This is a genomic window from Klebsiella sp. CN_Kp088 (assembly GCF_040064335.1).
GTDB classification, from domain to species: domain Bacteria; phylum Pseudomonadota; class Gammaproteobacteria; order Enterobacterales; family Enterobacteriaceae; genus Klebsiella; species Klebsiella aerogenes.
This window is the reverse complement of record NZ_JBEAIQ010000023.1, coordinates 1-17,398: the sequence shown is the minus strand read 5'-3', so window position 1 is coordinate 17,398 and position 17,398 is coordinate 1. Positions and strand designations below refer to the sequence as shown.

Below are 17,398 nucleotides of genomic sequence, written 5' to 3'. Positions count from 1 at the left end.
CTGCCGCCGATTAAGTTCTTCTACCCGACTTTTACAGGAGCCGCTCATGCCTACTCATGATAACCATCTTCAGCGCGCCATTACGCTTGCCGCCGCTAATGTTGAAAACGGCGGCCGCCCGTTCGGCGCCGTCATAGTACGCCACGGCGAAGTCATTGCCGAAGCGGTGAATACCTTGCACCAGAGCGGCGATCCTACCGCACACGCTGAACTCAACGCCATCCGCGACGTTTCTCTACGTCTGGGCAATCAGGTATTGCGTGAATGCGTGGTTTACGCCAGCGGGCAACCCTGCCCGATGTGTCTGAGCGCGATGTATTTAACCGGCGTGCGCGAAGTCTATTTCGCCAACAGCAATCAGGATGGCGAGCGCTTCAATCTCTCAACCGCCGCTATCTACCAACAATTGCAGCAGCCGTTGGACAACCAATCACTCCCCATTCACCACTGCCCACAACCCGAAGGGCTGGCCTTGTATCAGCGCTGGGCGGATAAAGCGTAATGAGCCAGACACAACGCAAAACGCTGACGCTATTTGTGCTGGTACTGATCGGCATTAATATGCGCCCGCTACTGACCTCGATAGGTCCATTACTGCCGCAACTGCGGCACGCAACTGGCATGAGCTTTACCCTGGTTTCACTACTGACCGCCCTTCCGGTCATCGCGATGGGGGTGCTGGCGCTTGCCGGAGGCTGGGTTAACCGCCACGTTAGTGAAAACCGCAGTATCGCGCTAAGTCTGCTGGCGATTAGCATTGGCGCGATGCTGCGTGAGCTGGCGCCGCAAAGCGGTCTGCTGCTTAGCAGCGCGCTGCTCGGCGGGATTGGCATCGGCGTGATTCAAGCGATTATACCCAGCGTTATTAAACGTCTTTTTCATCGCCGTACGCCACAGGTGATGGGATTGTGGTCAGCGGCGCTGATGGGCGGAGGCGGCCTGGGCGCCGCAATCACCCCCTGGCTTGCGCAGCATAGCGCGCTCTGGCACCACGCGCTGGCGTGGTGGACGCTACCGGCTCTGGCTGCGATCATTGGCTGGTTGCCGCTCTGCAAAATGTTACCCGCCGCGCCGGTTGCCGCATCGGCGCAAGTCGCGCCGGCGGTCTTTCGCCACCACCGCGCCTGGACGCTTGGCCTTTATTTCGGGCTGATCAATGGCGGCTACGCCAGCCTGATTGCCTGGTTACCGCCCTATTATATGCAGCTTGGCCACAGCGCCCAGTTTAGCGGCACGCTTCTGGCGTTGATGACCGTCGGCCAAACCGCCGGCGCGCTGGTGCTACCGATGCTCGCTCGCCACGAAGATCGTCGTAAGCTGCTGATGCTGGCATTGGCGCTGCAGTTGTTCGGGTTCTGCGGTTTCATCTGGTGGCCACAACAGTGGCCTCTGCTGTGGGCAGTGAGTTGCGGCGTAGGACTAGGCGGCGCATTTCCGCTTTGTCTGGTGCTGGCGCTGGACCATTCTCCGCAGCCAGCCGTCGCCGCTCGGCTGGTGGCGTTTATGCAGGGCATCGGTTTTATTATCGCCGGGTTATCGCCATGGCTTTCGGGGCTGCTGCGCAGCCTGAGCGGAAACTACCAGCTGGACTGGGAATTCCACGCCATCTGCGTGTTCATCTTAATGGCGCTTACCTTACGCTTTGTGCCCGCACGTTATCCGCATCAGTGGCGCGCGCCGACGACAACCGCCCGCTAACCTCATCGCTCCAGGGTGCAGAAGATGATTTCTGCACCTCCCCGCCAATAGAAAAAATCCCAAAATCAAATAACTACGAAATGTCAGGGTATTGCTTTAAATCACCGTCGCCGTAATTAAATTTATTACCGAATGAAATTAATGTGTCGCCTATTCACGACAGTCGTAAGTAACTAAAAATTAATAAAAAAATGGATCTTGTTTCCACCATTTTTTAAGCGTACATTAGCGCCATCTGGAGCAAATAGCGCACAGAATTTCGGACTGCCGCAGCCGCCAGAATAGTCTGGTTTTATCTGCGACAGTCCCACAACGGTTAAAGTTAAATTCATTTAGGCGTTTCGCCGAAATGCGGAGTGACATGTCGTGAAATACTTTTTGATGGGAATTTCTTTTATGGTCATCGTTTGGGCCGGTACTTTCGCCCTGATGATTTAACCTGCTATGCAGCAAAGAAATGGGAGCCGGGCGGCTCCCATTTTTTATTCGTGGTGTTCAGTCACCGTTTTACTGGCTGCCGGTAGCAGTCCATCGGCGCGGAACATGGATTTGATGCCGCGAATAGCCTGACGGATACGATCGCGGTTTTCAATCAACGCGAAACGCACGTGAGTATCGCCGTAGTCGCCAAAGCCGATTCCCGGCGAGACGCACACTTTAGCCTCCTGCAGCAGCTTTTTGGCGAATTCCAGCGATCCCATTGCCGCATATGGCTGCGGAATTTTGGCCCACACGTACATCGACGCTTTCGGGCACTCAACCATCCAGCCTGCCTCATGCAGCCCTTTCACCAGCACATCACGACGACGTTTATATTGTTCCGCAATATCACGCACGCATTGCTGATCGCCTTCCAGCGCGGCAATCGCCGCCACCTGCAGCGGTGTAAAGGTCCCGTAGTCATGATAACTTTTGATGCGGGCCAACGCGTTAACCAGCGTTTTATTCCCCACCATAAAGCCGATACGCCAGCCGGCCATGTTGTAGCTTTTTGACAGGGTGAAGAATTCGACCGCCACATCGCGCGCGCCGGGCACCTGCATAATCGACGGCGCTTTCCAGCCATCATAGACGATATCAGCGTAGGCCAGATCGTGTACCACCAGCACGTCATAGCGTTTCGCCAGCGCCACCACCTTCTCAAAGAAATCGAGCTCGACGCACTGCGCGGTAGGGTTCGAGGGGAAGCCCAGAATCATCATTTTCGGCTTCGGATAACTCTCGCGGATCGCGCGTTCCAGTTCATTGAAGAAATCTACACCTTCCACCAGCGGGACTGAACGGACCTGCGCCCCGGCGATAACCGCGCCGTAAATATGAATCGGATAGCTGGGGTTTGGCACCAGCACCGTATCGCCATGATCGAGCGTCGCCAGCATCAGATGCGCCAGCCCCTCTTTCGAACCAATCGTCACGATGGCTTCTGATTCCGGGTCGATATCGACGTCATAACGTTCCTGATACCAACGTGAAATCGCGCGGCGCAGACGAGGAATACCGCGGGAAGTAGAGTAACCGTGGGTATCCGGACGCTGGGCGACGGTACACAGTTTTTCAACAATATGCGGCGGCGTGGCGCCATCCGGGTTGCCCATACTGAAATCGATAATATCTTCGCCGCGCCGACGCGCAGCCATTTTCAGTTCGGCAGTGATGTTAAAAACATACGGAGGGAGACGATCGATACGCGTAAAACGGCGTTCAGGACTGAATTCAGCCATAGATTCCTCAGATTAACGTTAGCGCCCGGACCGTCCGAGCGACGCGGCCACCGATGTGGCACGTTTAGAAAATAACCTGAAAAAAAACACGCTGTCGAGAGGGTTGATAAAAAATAATCGCCCACGCGTAAAACGGGTCATCACGCCTCAGTATGCGGTAGAACGTGTTCCCGAAACGAATGTAACGTAAATAAACAATCAACATATTGATATCATTTATAATACTCAAATGTATCATCGTTACTCATAAACGGCCTGATAGCTGGAGTGAGCGACTTATCCCCTTTAATTTTTAAGCCTGTTCCCCATTTATCTCTGCTGCTAGCCTTCTGGCGTGAGGTTTTCTATCATATTGCTTTCCCGCGAATCCTGGGCGCATCCATGCACGATATATTTAATATGCTGCTGGCGGTTTTTGACCGCGCGGCATTAATGCTCATTTGCCTCTTTTTTCTTATCCGCTTACGCCTGTTCCGCGAACTGCTGCATAAATCGGCGCATACGCCTCGCGAGCTGCTGGCGGTCACCGCCATTTTCTCCATGTTTGCGCTGTTTAGCACCTGGTCCGGCGTTCCGGTAGAGGGTTCGCTGGTCAACGTACGGATTATCGCGGTGATGTCCGGCGGGATCCTGTTTGGGCCGTGGGTCGGCGCGATTGTCGGCGTGATTGCCGGGGTACACCGCTATCTCATTGATATTGATGGTGTAACAGCCATCCCCTGCTTTATCACCAGCATTGTCGCCGGGCTACTTTCCGGGCTTATTAATCGCAAAATTCCGAAAGCCCAGCGCTGGAAGGTGGGGATTCTGGCCGGGATGCTGTGCGAAACGCTAACCATGATCCTCGTGGTGCTGTGGGCGCCGACGCTGGCGCTGGGGATCGATATTGTCTCCAAAATCGGTATTCCGATGATCCTTGGCAGCATCTGCATCGGTTTTATTGTGCTGCTGGTCCAGAGCGTGGAAGGCGAGAAAGAGGCCAGCGCGGCGCGCCAGGCAAAACTGGCGTTAGATATCGCCAACAAAACGCTGCCGCTCTTCCGCCACGTTAACAGCGAATCGCTGCGTCAGGTTTGCGATATTATTCGCCGGGACATCAATGCCGATGCGGTCGCGATTACCACCACTGACCGGGTGCTGGCTTATGTTGGCTACGGGGAAAATAACTATAACGATCGCAACAACGATATCAGCCCAACCACTCGTCAAGCCATTGAAAGCGACACCATCATCATTAAAAACAACGACGAAGCCTACAGAACGCCGGAGATCCACTCCATGCTGGTCATTCCGCTACGTGAGAAAGGCGTGGTGACCGGCACGTTGAAAATTTACTACTGCCATGCGCATCGTATTACCTCCTCGCTGCAGGAGATGGCGATCGGCCTGTCGCAAATTATCTCCACTCAGCTTGAAGTCTCGCGGGCCGAACAACTACGAGAAATGGCCAATAAAGCGGAACTACGCGCCCTGCAGAGTAAAATTAATCCCCATTTTCTGTTTAATGCGCTTAACGCCATCTCCTCTTCCATCCGCATGAATCCGGATACCGCACGACAGTTGATTTTCAATTTGTCGCGCTATTTACGCTATAACATTGAGTTAAAAGATGACGAGCAGATCGACATCAAGCGCGAGCTGTACCAAATTAAGGATTATATTGCGATTGAGCAGGCGCGTTTCGGCGACAAGCTGACGGTGATTTATGATATTGACGAGGACGTCAGCTGCGTCATCCCCAGCCTGCTCATTCAGCCGCTGGTTGAAAACGCCATCGTCCACGGTATTCAACCCTGTCGGGGTAAGGGCGTGGTGACCATCGCCATCAACGAATGCGGAAACCGGGTGCGCATTAGCGTACGGGATACCGGTAACGGTATTGACCCGGCGGTGGTAGCCCGCGTCGAAGCCGACGAGATGCCGGGCAATAAAATTGGCCTGCTGAATGTTCATCATCGGGTGAAACTGCTCTACGGCGAAGGGCTGCATATCCGCCGCTTGACGCCGGGAACGGAGATTGCGTTCTACGTCCCCAACCAGCACGCCCCGGCGAGTGAACCGGTGTCGCTGTTGCCATGAGCGGAGAAAATATGAAAGTTATTATTGTGGAAGATGAGTTCCCGGCGCAGCAGGAACTCACCTGGTTGATTAATACTCACAGCCAGATGGAGATCGTCGGCACCTTTGACGACGGTCTCGATGTGCTGAAATTCCTGCAGCACAATAAAGTCGATGCCATCTTTCTCGACATCAATATTCCCTCTCTGGACGGTGTACTGCTGGCGCAAAATATTAGCCAGTTCGCGCATAAGCCGTTTATCGTTTTTATCACCGCGTGGAAAGAACATGCGGTGGAAGCCTTTGAACTGGAAGCGTTTGACTACATCCTTAAGCCTTATCAGGAATCGCGGATTATTAACATGCTACAGAAGCTGTCCAGCGCCTGGCAGCAACAGCAGCAGGTGGCGGTGAGCGGCGCGCCCGCGCACAACCCGACCCGCGAAAACGACACCATTAATCTGATTAAAGACGAGCGGATCATCGTCACCAGCATTCACGATATTTATTACGCGGAAGCGCATGAAAAAATGACCTTCGTTTATACGCGCCGTGAATCATTCGTCATGCCGATGAACATCACTGAATTCTGCAGCAAACTGCCGGCTGCGCACTTCTTTCGCTGCCACCGCTCATACTGCGTCAATCTGAATAAAATTCGCGAAATAGAGCCATGGTTCAACAACACCTACGTCCTACGGCTACGCGACCTTGAGTTTCAGGTGCCGGTCAGCCGCAGTAAGGTGAAAGAGTTTCGCCAGTTGATGAATCTGTAATGAGATAGGCGACGGCAGACACCGCCGCCCGGCTGAGAGTGGTTTAGAGGATATGCCCCAGCGTCTGGCGCAGATGCGCGCCGGAGCCCAGTAGGCCTGGGTTATCATGGACAATGAGATAAACCGGAATATCCTGCACGTAGGCTTTAAAGCGCCCTTTATCTTCAAACCCGCCGCGGAAACCCGACGCCTTAAAGAACTCAAGGAAACGCGGGACAATACCGCCCGCGATGTACACGCCGCCGAAAGTGCCGAGGGTCAGCGCCAGGTTACCGCCAAAGCGCCCCATAATGACGCAGAACAACGACAGCGCGCGGCGACAATCAATGCAGGTATCCGCCAGCGCGCGCTCGGTAACGTCCTTCGGTTGCAGGTTCTCCGGCAAACGGCCATCGGATTTAACAATCGCCCGATACAGATTAACTAATCCCGGGCCGGACAGAACGCGTTCGGCGGACACGTGGCCTAACTCGTTGCGTAGCTCCTCGAGAATAATGCCCTCTTCTTCGCTGTTCGGCGCGAAATCAACGTGGCCGCCCTCGCCAGGCAGGCTCACCCAGCGTTTATCAACGTGTACCAGGTGCGCTACGCCAAGACCGGTACCTGCGCCGTAGACTGCGATCGGTTTACCTTCCGCCGGTTGCGCGCCGCCGAACTGGATCAGATGCTCGTCTTTGAGCATTGGGATCGCCATCGACACCGCGGTAAAATCATTAATGATTTCCAGATGCGCGAATCCGAGGTTCTTTTTCATCTCGGCAATAGAAAAAGCCCAGGTATGGTTGGTCATCGCTACCCAGTCGCCGGTGATGGGGCAAGCAATGGCGATGCAGCCATCATCGACCTTCACGGCTTGTTCGTCGAGATAGACGCGTACAACGGCCTCAAGGCTTGGATAATCGAGCCCGGAATAAGTTTTAGCGCGGGAAATCTCCCCGCTTGCGATATCACATAACGCCAGACGGGCGTTAGTTCCGCCGACGTCTCCTACTAAAGCAAATTTTGTCATTCCGTTACGGCTCCGCTAAAGTCAAAATAATTCTTTTCGCACACTGTAAATTCATGGCGACATAACAACAACGCCCAACGTACAGCCGCCGGTAGTTTAGCGACATTGGTCACATTTAGCCTGTAATCTATGTAACACGGCATCTTATGACCTACACGCAACGTCAGGTTTGGCCTTAAGTTTATCGTTTCAGCACCATTTGCGCCGAAGCTCTTTACAGAGACAGGCAAAGTAGCGCTTCAGGACATTTAAAAGGAACCCTTCATGTTGCACCCGCGCGCCAGAACGATGCTGTTGTTATCGATACCCGCCATTCTTATTGGTATCGCTTCCAGCCTGGTATTGATTGTGGCGATGAAGATCGCCGCGATTCTGCAGAGCATCTTGTGGAGCGACCTGCCGGCACATGTCGGCATTGCCGCCGATAGCCCGCTGTGGATAATTGCCATCCTCACTCTCACCGGGATTGCCGTGGGGCTGGTAGTCCGTTTCAGCCCCGGTCATGGGGGGCCGGATCCGGCAACCGAATCCTTGATCGGCGCGCCCATCGCCACCAACGCGCTACCGGGGTTACTGGCGGCATTGATTCTCGGCCTCGCGGGCGGTGTCAGTCTCGGGCCGGAACATCCGATCATGGTCGTCAATATAGCGCTTGCCGTCGCCCTCGGTTCGCGCCTGTTTCCACGGGTAAGTTCGCTGGACTGGACAATTCTCGCCGCGTCGGGAACCATCGGCGCGCTGTTCGGCACGCCGGTTGCCGCGGCGCTTATTTTTTCGCAAACGCTCAATAGCAGCAGCGACGTTCCGTTATGGGACCGGCTGTTCGCCCCGCTGCTGGCGGCGGCGGCAGGCGCATTGACGACCGGTATTTTTTTCCATCCCAATTTCACTCTGCCAATCCCGCACTATCCGCACCTGCGCATCGTCGATATCATCAGCGGCGCGATTGTCACGCTTATCGCCATCGCCGTTGGCATGGTCGCCGTGTGGTGTCTGCCGCGTCTGCACGCGCTCATCCACCGGCTGAAAAATCCGGTGTTAATGCTGGGAATCGGTGGTTTTTTACTGGGGATCCTGGGCGTTATCGGCGGGCATATTACGCTATTTAAAGGTCTGGACGAAATGCAGCAACTGGCCTCCAGCCAGACGCTTGGCGCTGGCGATTTTCTGCTCATTGCCGTGGTGAAATTGGCGGCGCTGGTGCTGGCGTCCGCATGCGGTTTCCGCGGCGGGCGTATTTTCCCGGCGGTGTTTGTCGGCGTCTCGTTGGGGCTAATGCTGCATGCTCACGTTGAAGCGGTACCGGCCGCCATTACCATCTCCTGCGCGATCCTCGGCCTGGTGCTGGTCGTTACCCGCGACGGCTGGCTGAGTCTGTTTATGGCGTCAGTAGTGGTGCCTGACACCACCCTGTTGCCGCTGCTTTGTATCGTGATGCTCCCGGCCTGGCTACTGCTGGCCGGGAAGCCGTTGATGATTGCCAAACGCCGCGGCGATTAGCCGCGGTTGTTGCGATTTTCCAGCGCCTGGGTGACCGCGCGTAAGAAATCAGGAATATCCATTTTCGGCAGCATGACTTCGACCATCGTTAACTTATCGGAGTTAACGCTATCGGCCATCGCCTCCGCCAATTCGCCGGTTTGCGTTACCCGCCAACAGCGGGAAGGCGTATCCGGCGCAAAAGCATCGGGGAAGCGGCTCCAGTCCCACAACGCGATATCGTTGTAGCGCTGTTCCGGCCCGTGAATCGCGCGCTCGACGGTGTAACCCTCGTTATTCAACAGCAAAATTAACAGCTTTTGCTTATCGCGCAGCATTGAGCTCATCTCCTGGATAGTGAGCTGGGCGGCGCCATCGCCAATGATTAATACCACCCTTCTGTCCGCGGCGGCTGTCTGTGCGCCGTAGGCGGCAGGTAGCGTAAAGCCGATTGAGCCCCATAGCGGCTGCACCAGCAGCGTCGCCTGTGAGGGAAGTTTTAATGAAGCGATGCCGAATGCCGAGGTCCCCTGATCGGCAAGAATAATATCGCCCGGCCGCAGCTGTTTCTCGACCGTACTCCAGAAGTTTTTCTGCGTCAGATTACCCTGCGGCGCGCCGGAAGCGTCGGGGGCGATGATATCTGGCGCGCTCCATTCGGCGGACAGCTTGCCAGAAACGTCAATGAGTGCCGCCAGCGCCTGATCCATCGGGATCCGGCTGAACCAGTGATCGCCTACCCGCGCGGCGAACGGCTGGATTTCGATGGTTTTCTCCGTTGGCAAATGATGGGTAAAGCCGGCGGTAATCGTATCGGTAAAGCGCGTACCCACGCAGATGATGGCATCGGCGCTTTCCATCGCCTCGCGAGTCTGCGGCGCGCTGGCGATCCCGCTATAGGTCCCGGCAAAACCTGAGCCTTGTTCGTCAAATAGCCCTTTCCCCATCAGCATGGTGGCGTGGGTTATCGGCGCGGACTTAACCCACTGCTGTAGTGTGTTTTGCAGACCGTAACGCTGGGCGAGAAAATCCGCCAGCAGCGACACGCGGCGGCTGCTGCGTAACAGTTTGGCCGCGTGTTCGCGAAAGCCGGCAAGCTGGTTTTCATCGGCCGCCGGGCCCTTAATCACCAGCGTGCGGGCCGGCGGCACCGCGCGGGCTTTCGCCACGTCGGCAGGCAGCATCAGATACCCAGGGCGGTGGTGGGTCAGCATGTCGCTTAATACCCGGTCAATTTCATGACAGGCGTTGCCCGCCGTTAGCGTCGCCTGAGTACAGGTAATTTGTTCGCTCATCCGCGAGAAATGGGTGAAATCACCATCGCCGAGCGTATGGTGCAGGAGTTCACCCCGCTGCTGCGCGCCAGTGGAAGGGGCGCCAACAATATGCAGCACCGGGATATGTTCCGCATAACTACCAGCCACCCCATTCAACGCGCTTAACTCCCCTACGCCATAGGTGGTTAGCAGCGCGCCAGCGCCTTTTATACGCGCATAGCCGTCTGCGGCGTAGGCCGCGTTCAGTTCGTTAGCACAGCCGACCCATCCCAAATCTTGATGGGCTATCACGTGATCGAGAAACTGTAAGTTGTAATCACCAGGTACGCCGAACAGGCGATCGATACCACAATCTACGAGACGATCCAGCAGATAATCGCCAATGGTGTAAGTCGGTTGCATATCCATAATCCTTGTTGTTGTGCAGGTAATCTGAGTATTAGATATGCGTTTTAACTGTCCAGATTGTGAGCAACAAAGAGGGTGGAAAGCAAAATTTACGCGTTTTCCCCATATACTCCGCATACAACATTGATTAGTGTAAACGTATACACACCCTGTTTTGATGCGGAGGAAGTATGGTTTACCAGGCAAGTAACACGCGTTATCAGGCCATGGAGTACCGCCGATGCGGGCGCAGCGGCCTGAAGCTACCGGCGATATCTCTCGGCCTGTGGCATAACTTTGGCGATGAAACACAGGTAGAGATCAGCCGCCAGTTGCTGCGTCACGCCTTCGACCTTGGTATTACCCACTTCGACCTGGCGAACAATTACGGCCCGCCGCCGGGATCGGCAGAGAGCAACTTCGGGCGGATCCTCAAAGAAGATTTTCTGCCCTACCGCGACGAACTCATCATCTCCAGTAAAGCGGGCTATACCATGTGGGACGGCCCTTATGGCGACTGGGGATCGCGCAAGTATCTGGTCGCCAGCCTCAACCAGAGCCTGAAGCGGATGGGCCTTGAGTACGTCGATATCTTTTATCACCACCGCCCGGATCCGGAGACACCGCTGGAGGAGACCATGCGGGCGCTGGATCATCTGGTTCGCCAGGGGAAAGCGCTCTACGTTGGTTTATCAAACTACCCGCTTGAGCAGGCGCGTCAGGCTATCGCTATCCTCAACGATCTCGGCACACCTTGCCTGATTCACCAACCCAAATATTCGATGTTTGAACGTTGGGTGGAAGAAGGATTATTAGCGATGCTGCAGGCCGAAGGCGTGGGAAGTATAGCGTTTTCACCGCTGGCCGGCGGGCAATTGACCAACCGCTATCTAAACGGTATTCCGCCAGACTCTCGCGCAGCCAGCAATAGCCGTTTTTTACAGCCGGAACAGCTCACCGCCGAGCGGCTGGAAAAAGTCCGCCAACTTGACGCCATTGCCGGGCGCCGCGGACAGAAGCTATCACAGATGGCCCTGGCCTGGGTGCTGCGTGAAAATAAAGTGACGTCAGTGCTGATCGGCGCCAGTAAAACGGCGCAACTGGACGATGCCGTGGGTATGTTAAGCAATCGTCAGTTCAGCGCTGAAGAGTGCGCCGCCATTGATGCGATCCTTGCGGTGTAAACTCATTTTTACTTTGGCAAAAAGTGCTATTTCTTGCGATTTAAGAGTTCCCTGATGCTACGTCTCTTTACCGGCTCGTAATATCTGGTTAACAGGTCATTTAAGACCCGATCGTGAGGAGAAGAGTATGTTCAGGTCACTGATTCTGGCTGCGGTACTGCTGGCATGCGCGCCGGTTATCGCTAATGCTGGTGAAATCACCCTGCTGCCATCGGTAAAATTACAAATTGGCGATCGTGACGGTTACGGTAACTACTGGGACGGTGGCGGCTGGCGCGACCGTGATTACTGGCGTCGTCATTATGAATGGCGCGATCACCGCTGGCATCGCCATGATAACGGCTGGCATCGCGGTTGGGATAAACGCGGCTGGGATCGCGGTCGCGCTTACGAGCGCGGCTATCGCGAAGGCTGGAACGATCGTCGTGGCGGCTGGGGCCGAGGCCCGGGCGGCGGACGTGGTCACGGCCACGGGCACCACTAATTGATAAAGGGAGCGAAAGCTCCCTTTTTTGTTGCCGTATTAATCTAATGCTGAACCAATAATCAGCCAGCCGTTCAGCGCCACCACAATCGCCACAATCAGCCAACCGATGCGTTTTACCCACCGACTATTAACCAGATCGCCCATTAACCGCGCATCGCTGGTAAAAATTAGCAGCGGCACCAGTGCCAGCGCAATCCCGAAGCTCAGCAACACCTGACTCATCACCAGGATACGCGTCGGGTCCAGCCCCATCATAATCACGATAAATGACGGCAGCATGGTGATTGTCCGGCGAAACCACAGCGGAATATGGAAGCGGATAAACCCCTGCATCACGACCTGCCCGGCAAGCGTTCCGACTACCGTCGACGAGAGACCGGCGGCAACCAGACTGAGACCAAAAACCGTCGCGGCGGCATGGCTGAGCAGCGGTTCGAGAGTTAAATAAGCCTGGTCGAGATCGGCCACGCCGGTGTGGCCGTTGAAGTGAAACGCAGCGGCGGCGGTCGCCATCATCGCCAGGTTAACGAAACCAGCGATGGTCATCGCAATCGCCACATCCCAACGCGTGGCGTTATAGCGTTCTTTGCGCGACCCATCGTGCAGGTTCTGCGTCAGCGACGAGTGCAGATAAATAACATGCGGCATAATCGTCGCGCCGAGTACCCCGGCGGCAAGGAATACCGCCTCACCATTAGGCAGACTCGGAATGATCATGCCTTTGGTCAGCGGCGCTAACGCCGGCTGCGAGAAGATAAGCTCAACCACATAGGCCGCTGCCACAAACAGCAGTAGCCCGCCAATGACTTTTTCCAACGGTTTCTGCCCGCGACGCTGCAACATCAGGATCAGGAAAGTCGCGACACCGGTCAGCACTGCCCCCTGCAATAAGGAAATGCCGAGCAGCAGCTTAAAGCCGATGGCCGCACCGATAAATTCAGCCAGATCGGTCGCCATGGCGATAATTTCCGCCTGTACCCAATAAAACCATACCACCGGGCGCGGGTAGTGATCGCGGATCTGTTCCGCGAGGTTTTTACCGGTGGCGATACCGAGCTTGGCCGATAACACCTGAATCAGCATCGCCATCAGGTTCGCCCAGACCACTACCCATAATAATTGATAGCCAAAGCTGGCGCCTGCCTGGATATTCGTGGCGAAGTTACCCGGATCGATGTAGCCGATGGCAGCAATGAACGCGGGCCCCATCAGTGCGAGCCTCATCTTGCGCGCTGCGCGACCGCTGCTATTCTCAACGCGACTGCTAGTCATTTTCTGCCCCTGGAAATATAGCCTTTGCTATGTTTAATGCTATCAAAATGCGAATGATTATCAAGTTCATTTAGAAAGGTGATAATGATTGCTTTGATAGGAGGGAACGATAGTAGGCCAAATAACGAAACGGGCGTGAAGCTGTGGACAACGCGCCTTTCATCAGATTAGTACATTAATGCAACTTTTAATACCTTTGCATAACATAACAAAAATGTACGATTGATCACTATTTTTGTTATTGGTCACATATCCTTGCAATAGTGTGGATTCGATCTCGTTTTATTTAGGCTTGTTGCATAGAATGTGCACGGAAATTTAACCTGCCTCATATTTGGAGCAAATATGGACCGCGTCTTGCATTTTGTCCTCGCGATCGTTGTGGTGGCTATACTGGCCTTGTTGGTCAGTCACAACCGTAAGCAGATCCGCATTCGTTATGTTATTCAATTACTTGTTATTGAAGTTTTGCTGGCCTGGTTCTTCCTGAACTCCGATGTCGGTCTGGGTTTTGTGAAAGGCTTTTCCGAGATGTTCGAGAAACTTCTCGGTTTCGCCAACGAGGGCACCAACTTCGTATTCGGTAACATGAACGATAAAGGTCTGGCCTTCTTCTTCCTGAAGGTTTTGTGCCCAATCGTCTTTATTTCTGCGCTGATTGGTATTTTACAGCATATTCGCATTCTGCCGATTGTCATCCGCGCTATCGGTACCGTGCTGTCGAAAGTTAACGGCATGGGTAAACTGGAATCTTTCAACGCCGTCAGCTCGCTGATCCTCGGTCAGTCGGAAAACTTCATCGCCTATAAAGATATTCTCGGCAAAATGTCGCGCAACCGTATGTACACCATGGCGGCAACCGCGATGTCTACCGTTTCGATGTCTATCGTCGGCGCGTATATGACTATGCTGCAACCGAAGTATGTGGTTGCCGCGCTGGTGCTTAACATGTTCAGCACCTTTATCGTCCTGTCGCTGATTAACCCGTACCGCGTTGAGCAGAGCGAAGAAAACCTGCAGATGTCCAATCTGCACGAAGGTCAGAGCTTCTTCGAAATGCTGGGCGAATACATTCTGGCAGGCTTTAAAGTAGCGATTATCGTCGCGGCGATGCTGATCGGCTTTATCGCGCTGATTTCCGCACTCAACGCCCTGTTCGCGACCGTCACCGGCTGGTTTGGCTACAGCATCTCCTTCCAGGGGATCCTCGGCTACATCTTCTATCCGGTTGCGTGGGTGATGGGCGTGCCGGCGAGCGAAGCGCTGCAGGTGGGCAGTATTATGGCGACCAAACTGGTGTCTAACGAATTCGTGGCGATGATGGATCTGCAGAAAGTGGCAGCGACGCTCTCCCCGCGTGCGGAAGGTATCATCTCTATCTTCCTGGTCTCCTTCGCCAACTTCTCTTCTATCGGTATCATCGCCGGGGCAATTAAAGGCCTGAATGAAGAGCAGGGTAACGTGGTTTCCCGCTTTGGCCTGAAACTGGTTTACGGTTCCACGCTGGTCAGCGTGTTGTCAGCTTCCATCGCTGCGCTGGTGCTGTAATCCCAAACTGACGTTAATAGCATAACAAGCCGGGCAGCGTTATCGCCCGGCTTTTTTACGCCTTTAATTCGCTTAACGGCTGCGGTTTGCCAATCAGGTAACCCTGTAAATAATCGACGCCCAGCGCCAACAGCATCGCCTTTTGCGCCTCTGTCTCGACGTACTCTGCGACTACCGTAAGCTGTTTCGCCCGCGCGATTTCGATTATGGATTTGACGATAATCGCATCAAGCTGGTCGCTCTCGATTTCGTGCACGAAGCAGCCGTCAATTTTTACGATATCCGCCTGCAGGCTCTTCAGACGCTCATAGTTCGCGTAACCGGTACCGAAGTCATCAATGGCGATAGCGCAACCGAACTCACTCAGCAGCTGAATATTATGCATGCTGGTATCCGCATTCGAGAACGCCTGCTCCTCGGTTATCTCAATCGTAATATACGCAGGCGATACGCGATAACGCTTAAACAATGCGATAATCTGAGCGGCGCTATCCTTTTGCATCAGCGTATACGGCAGCAAATTGACGGAGAAGCGTCGGCCAGGATGGTGATCGATCTGGCTGAACAGCGTTTCCAGAACCAGCATATCGAAACGCTGGCTGAGGTTGAACTGCGCAATAAGCGGAATAAAACGATCCGGCGTGATAATCGTCTCGCCGCAACGCATACGGGTGAGGATTTCGTAATAGCCCTCCCCTTCTGCGTTCTGAATCGGCTGCGCATACAGCAGGAGGCTACGCTCGTTCAGCGCTTGTTTTATTTTCGTCAGCATCCGTACCTGTTCGGTCGTTTGATCGGAAACCTCTTCCTGCGCGATATCTAACGCCAGCACCCGCTGCACGGCGCCAGCCTGCTCCGATAACCAGCTAAGCTGGCCAAGCATGGGGTGTAATTCGGTCTCAATGCCGCTGTAACTACCCCACGCCGCGCCAAACTCTAAATCCAGATCCTGGTTATGCCAGTTAAATTTAGCGTGGTTAAGCATCGAGACGATGTGGTTTAACCGTGCCGCCGGTTCCGGCCCCTCTATCACCAGCAATAACTCGCTACCCGGGAGCTGATAAATTTTATCGTGGTGATCCAGGAGCGGCTGCAGACGGCGGGCTATTTGCCGTTTGCACTCTACACGCATCATCATGCCGTAGTGACGGCTAAGGAAGTCCAGGTTTTCGATACGCAGGCTGCTAATAACAACCCGAGGCGATTGGCGCAAATGCCCTTCCAGCGCCCGCAGATTGGGTAACCCGGTTAACGGATCTTCTTCAGCCCGATCGCGCCAGCGCTGTTTAATTCTCTCGCTACGCGAATAAATATCCGTCATGTAAAACAAACAAATCGTGAATGAAATTAACACCGACAGGACAAATGACAAGGAGTACCCCGATTGAACGCCCTGGAGAAAATTTTTGTTATAGGCCACTAAAAAGAATGCCGAAATAGCCCAGGTAATGCGAATTAATTCATGCCCCAGCCGGCCGATACCGATGAAGTAGAGAATAAAAATAATCGGCACCAGATATCCAGCAATTAAATCTGAATCAAAAGGCGCGCAAAGCACCAGCATGATTGTGATTAATGCCATAAACCAATATATGGTAAAGGCTCTTCTTTTTTTCACCAGCCACGGTTGGCAATGACGCAACCAAAACACCCGCCGGTAACGTGGGCAAACCATCATTCTCATCGGGTAATAGAAAGCGGTAGTAAAGATTAAGGCGGCGCATATCAACGCCTGGATATCAATAACGGAATAGATGATCGACGCGGTACTGAAGTAGCTGGAGACGGCAAGCGGGAAGGCGAAGAAGCGCCCCGCCAGATACATCGTCAGCTTAAGCAGAATGGGGGCAAAGAAGCCGCCCCAGAAGATACGGCGACCGATATGGCGCTTGGCAGGCCTTCCGCTACGCCATTTTTTCCCCGACAACGAGCGCATGATAGCGAAGGTGAAAAAGACGGAAAATAACTGACAAAATAACAGGATAGCGGCCTGTGTATAAGTTAGATCTATTACAAATGTATTAGTAATTGCAAACGCAACAATCAAGGGGGCAACGGCGTAACGGCCAAAAATACAAATGGTTGCGTACATTACGCTTAATGGCAGCCATGCCAGATAAATTTGTTTTCCGTCGATAAGGGTTTGCGGAGAAATTAATCGAGATAGCGGAATAAAAATCAAACAAACAATTAACGCCAGCAGAGTTTTTTTAACTTTGATGTTAAATATGTCAGTCATTATTGTTAATCAACACCTCTGCGGCTAAAAAATTATAAGCAATCAGAAAATAGTATGTTGGTTAATAATGGCAGGCAAGAAAATAAATCGAGAAAAATTCCTAAATTACGTTGGTTTTTATTTGCTCGATACACGCTGACGTAAGCTTAACGTCATTTACATTAACGGCGCAAAAAGCAAAAACCCCCGCCGTAGCGAGGGTTCGAATTTTGGTGGAGCTAAGCGGGATCGAACCGCTGACCTCTTGCATGCCATGCAAGCGC

At 53.8% G+C, this 17,398-nt stretch carries 14 protein-coding genes; 9 read left to right on the top strand and 5 right to left on the bottom strand.

All coding sequences use genetic code 11. From position 1 onward, the window contains the following. Positions 1 to 46 precede the first annotated feature (46 nt). The 3 genes from ABLV08_RS13360 (at position 47) to ypdK (ending at position 2,136) form a co-directional block, all read left to right on the top strand. Complete coding sequence (locus ABLV08_RS13360; RefSeq protein ID WP_013878145.1) at positions 47 to 502, top strand: nucleoside deaminase; 456 nt, start codon at positions 47 to 49, stop codon at positions 500 to 502. Beyond that, a complete protein-coding gene (locus ABLV08_RS13355) occupies positions 502 to 1,698 on the top strand; it encodes a cyanate transporter (protein ID WP_013878146.1) in 1,197 nt (398 codons plus the stop codon). Before ABLV08_RS13360 ends, ABLV08_RS13355 begins: the two co-directional genes overlap by 1 nt. A 366-nt stretch (positions 1,699 to 2,064) precedes the next feature. Further along, on the top strand, positions 2,065 to 2,136 hold the full coding sequence (gene ypdK / locus ABLV08_RS13350) for a membrane protein YpdK (RefSeq protein ID WP_077777854.1): 72 nt from the start codon (positions 2,065 to 2,067) through the stop codon (positions 2,134 to 2,136). A gap of 44 nt (positions 2,137 to 2,180) precedes the next feature. Here the strand turns inward: ypdK and alaC are convergent, their stop codons facing one another. Next, entirely contained in the window at positions 2,181 to 3,419 is a 1,239-nt protein-coding gene (alaC, locus tag ABLV08_RS13345) for an alanine transaminase (RefSeq protein WP_013878147.1), read from the bottom strand. Between the two features lie 381 nt (positions 3,420 to 3,800). On the opposite strand from alaC, the gene ABLV08_RS13340 reads away from it, so the two are divergent. Next, entirely contained in the window at positions 3,801 to 5,498 is a 1,698-nt protein-coding gene (locus ABLV08_RS13340; RefSeq protein ID WP_013878148.1) for a sensor histidine kinase, read from the top strand. 11 nt (positions 5,499 to 5,509) lie between these two features. Beyond that, positions 5,510 to 6,253, top strand: coding sequence for a LytTR family DNA-binding domain-containing protein (locus ABLV08_RS13335; protein WP_013878149.1), 744 nt, complete (start codon positions 5,510 to 5,512; stop codon positions 6,251 to 6,253). Positions 6,254 to 6,296: 43 nt separating this feature from the next. Here ABLV08_RS13335 and glk read toward each other — a convergent pair whose 3' ends face one another. Further along, entirely contained in the window at positions 6,297 to 7,262 is a 966-nt protein-coding gene (glk, locus tag ABLV08_RS13330; protein WP_020078214.1) for a glucokinase, read from the bottom strand. 264 nt (positions 7,263 to 7,526) lie between these two features. Between glk and ABLV08_RS13325 the strand changes: the two genes are divergently transcribed. Continuing rightward, positions 7,527 to 8,762: an ion channel protein gene (locus tag ABLV08_RS13325; protein WP_013878151.1), complete on the top strand. Its 1,236-nt coding sequence runs from the start codon at positions 7,527 to 7,529 to the stop codon at positions 8,760 to 8,762. Here ABLV08_RS13325 and ABLV08_RS13320 read toward each other — a convergent pair. After that, entirely contained in the window at positions 8,759 to 10,420 is a 1,662-nt protein-coding gene (locus ABLV08_RS13320) for a thiamine pyrophosphate-binding protein (RefSeq protein WP_047054492.1), read from the bottom strand. The two genes, ABLV08_RS13325 and ABLV08_RS13320, sit on opposite strands and share 4 nt — an antisense overlap. A gap of 176 nt (positions 10,421 to 10,596) precedes the next feature. On the opposite strand from ABLV08_RS13320, the gene mgrA reads away from it, so the two are divergent. Together mgrA and ABLV08_RS13310 are read left to right on the top strand one after the other, a co-directional pair. After that, on the top strand, positions 10,597 to 11,589 hold the full coding sequence (mgrA, locus tag ABLV08_RS13315; RefSeq protein ID WP_047054494.1) for an L-glyceraldehyde 3-phosphate reductase: 993 nt from the start codon (positions 10,597 to 10,599) through the stop codon (positions 11,587 to 11,589). A gap of 127 nt (positions 11,590 to 11,716) precedes the next feature. After that, positions 11,717 to 12,073, top strand: coding sequence for a DUF2502 domain-containing protein (locus ABLV08_RS13310; RefSeq protein ID WP_013878154.1), 357 nt, complete (start codon positions 11,717 to 11,719; stop codon positions 12,071 to 12,073). A 39-nt stretch (positions 12,074 to 12,112) separates the two neighbouring features. Here the strand turns inward: ABLV08_RS13310 and ABLV08_RS13305 are convergent, their stop codons facing one another. Beyond that, entirely contained in the window at positions 12,113 to 13,348 is a 1,236-nt protein-coding gene (locus ABLV08_RS13305) for an Nramp family divalent metal transporter (protein ID WP_020078211.1), read from the bottom strand. 345 nt (positions 13,349 to 13,693) lie between these two features. On the opposite strand from ABLV08_RS13305, the gene nupC reads away from it, so the two are divergent. Then, the gene (gene nupC, locus ABLV08_RS13300; RefSeq protein ID WP_013878156.1) at positions 13,694 to 14,896 is read left to right on the top strand and encodes a nucleoside permease NupC; all 1,203 of its coding nucleotides are present in this window, start codon (positions 13,694 to 13,696) and stop codon (positions 14,894 to 14,896) included. 55 nt (positions 14,897 to 14,951) lie between these two features. Here the strand turns inward: nupC and ABLV08_RS13295 are convergent, their stop codons facing one another. Next, a complete protein-coding gene (locus ABLV08_RS13295; RefSeq protein ID WP_015365516.1) occupies positions 14,952 to 17,135 on the bottom strand; it encodes an EAL domain-containing protein in 2,184 nt (727 codons plus the stop codon). Positions 17,136 to 17,398 lie beyond the last annotated feature (263 nt).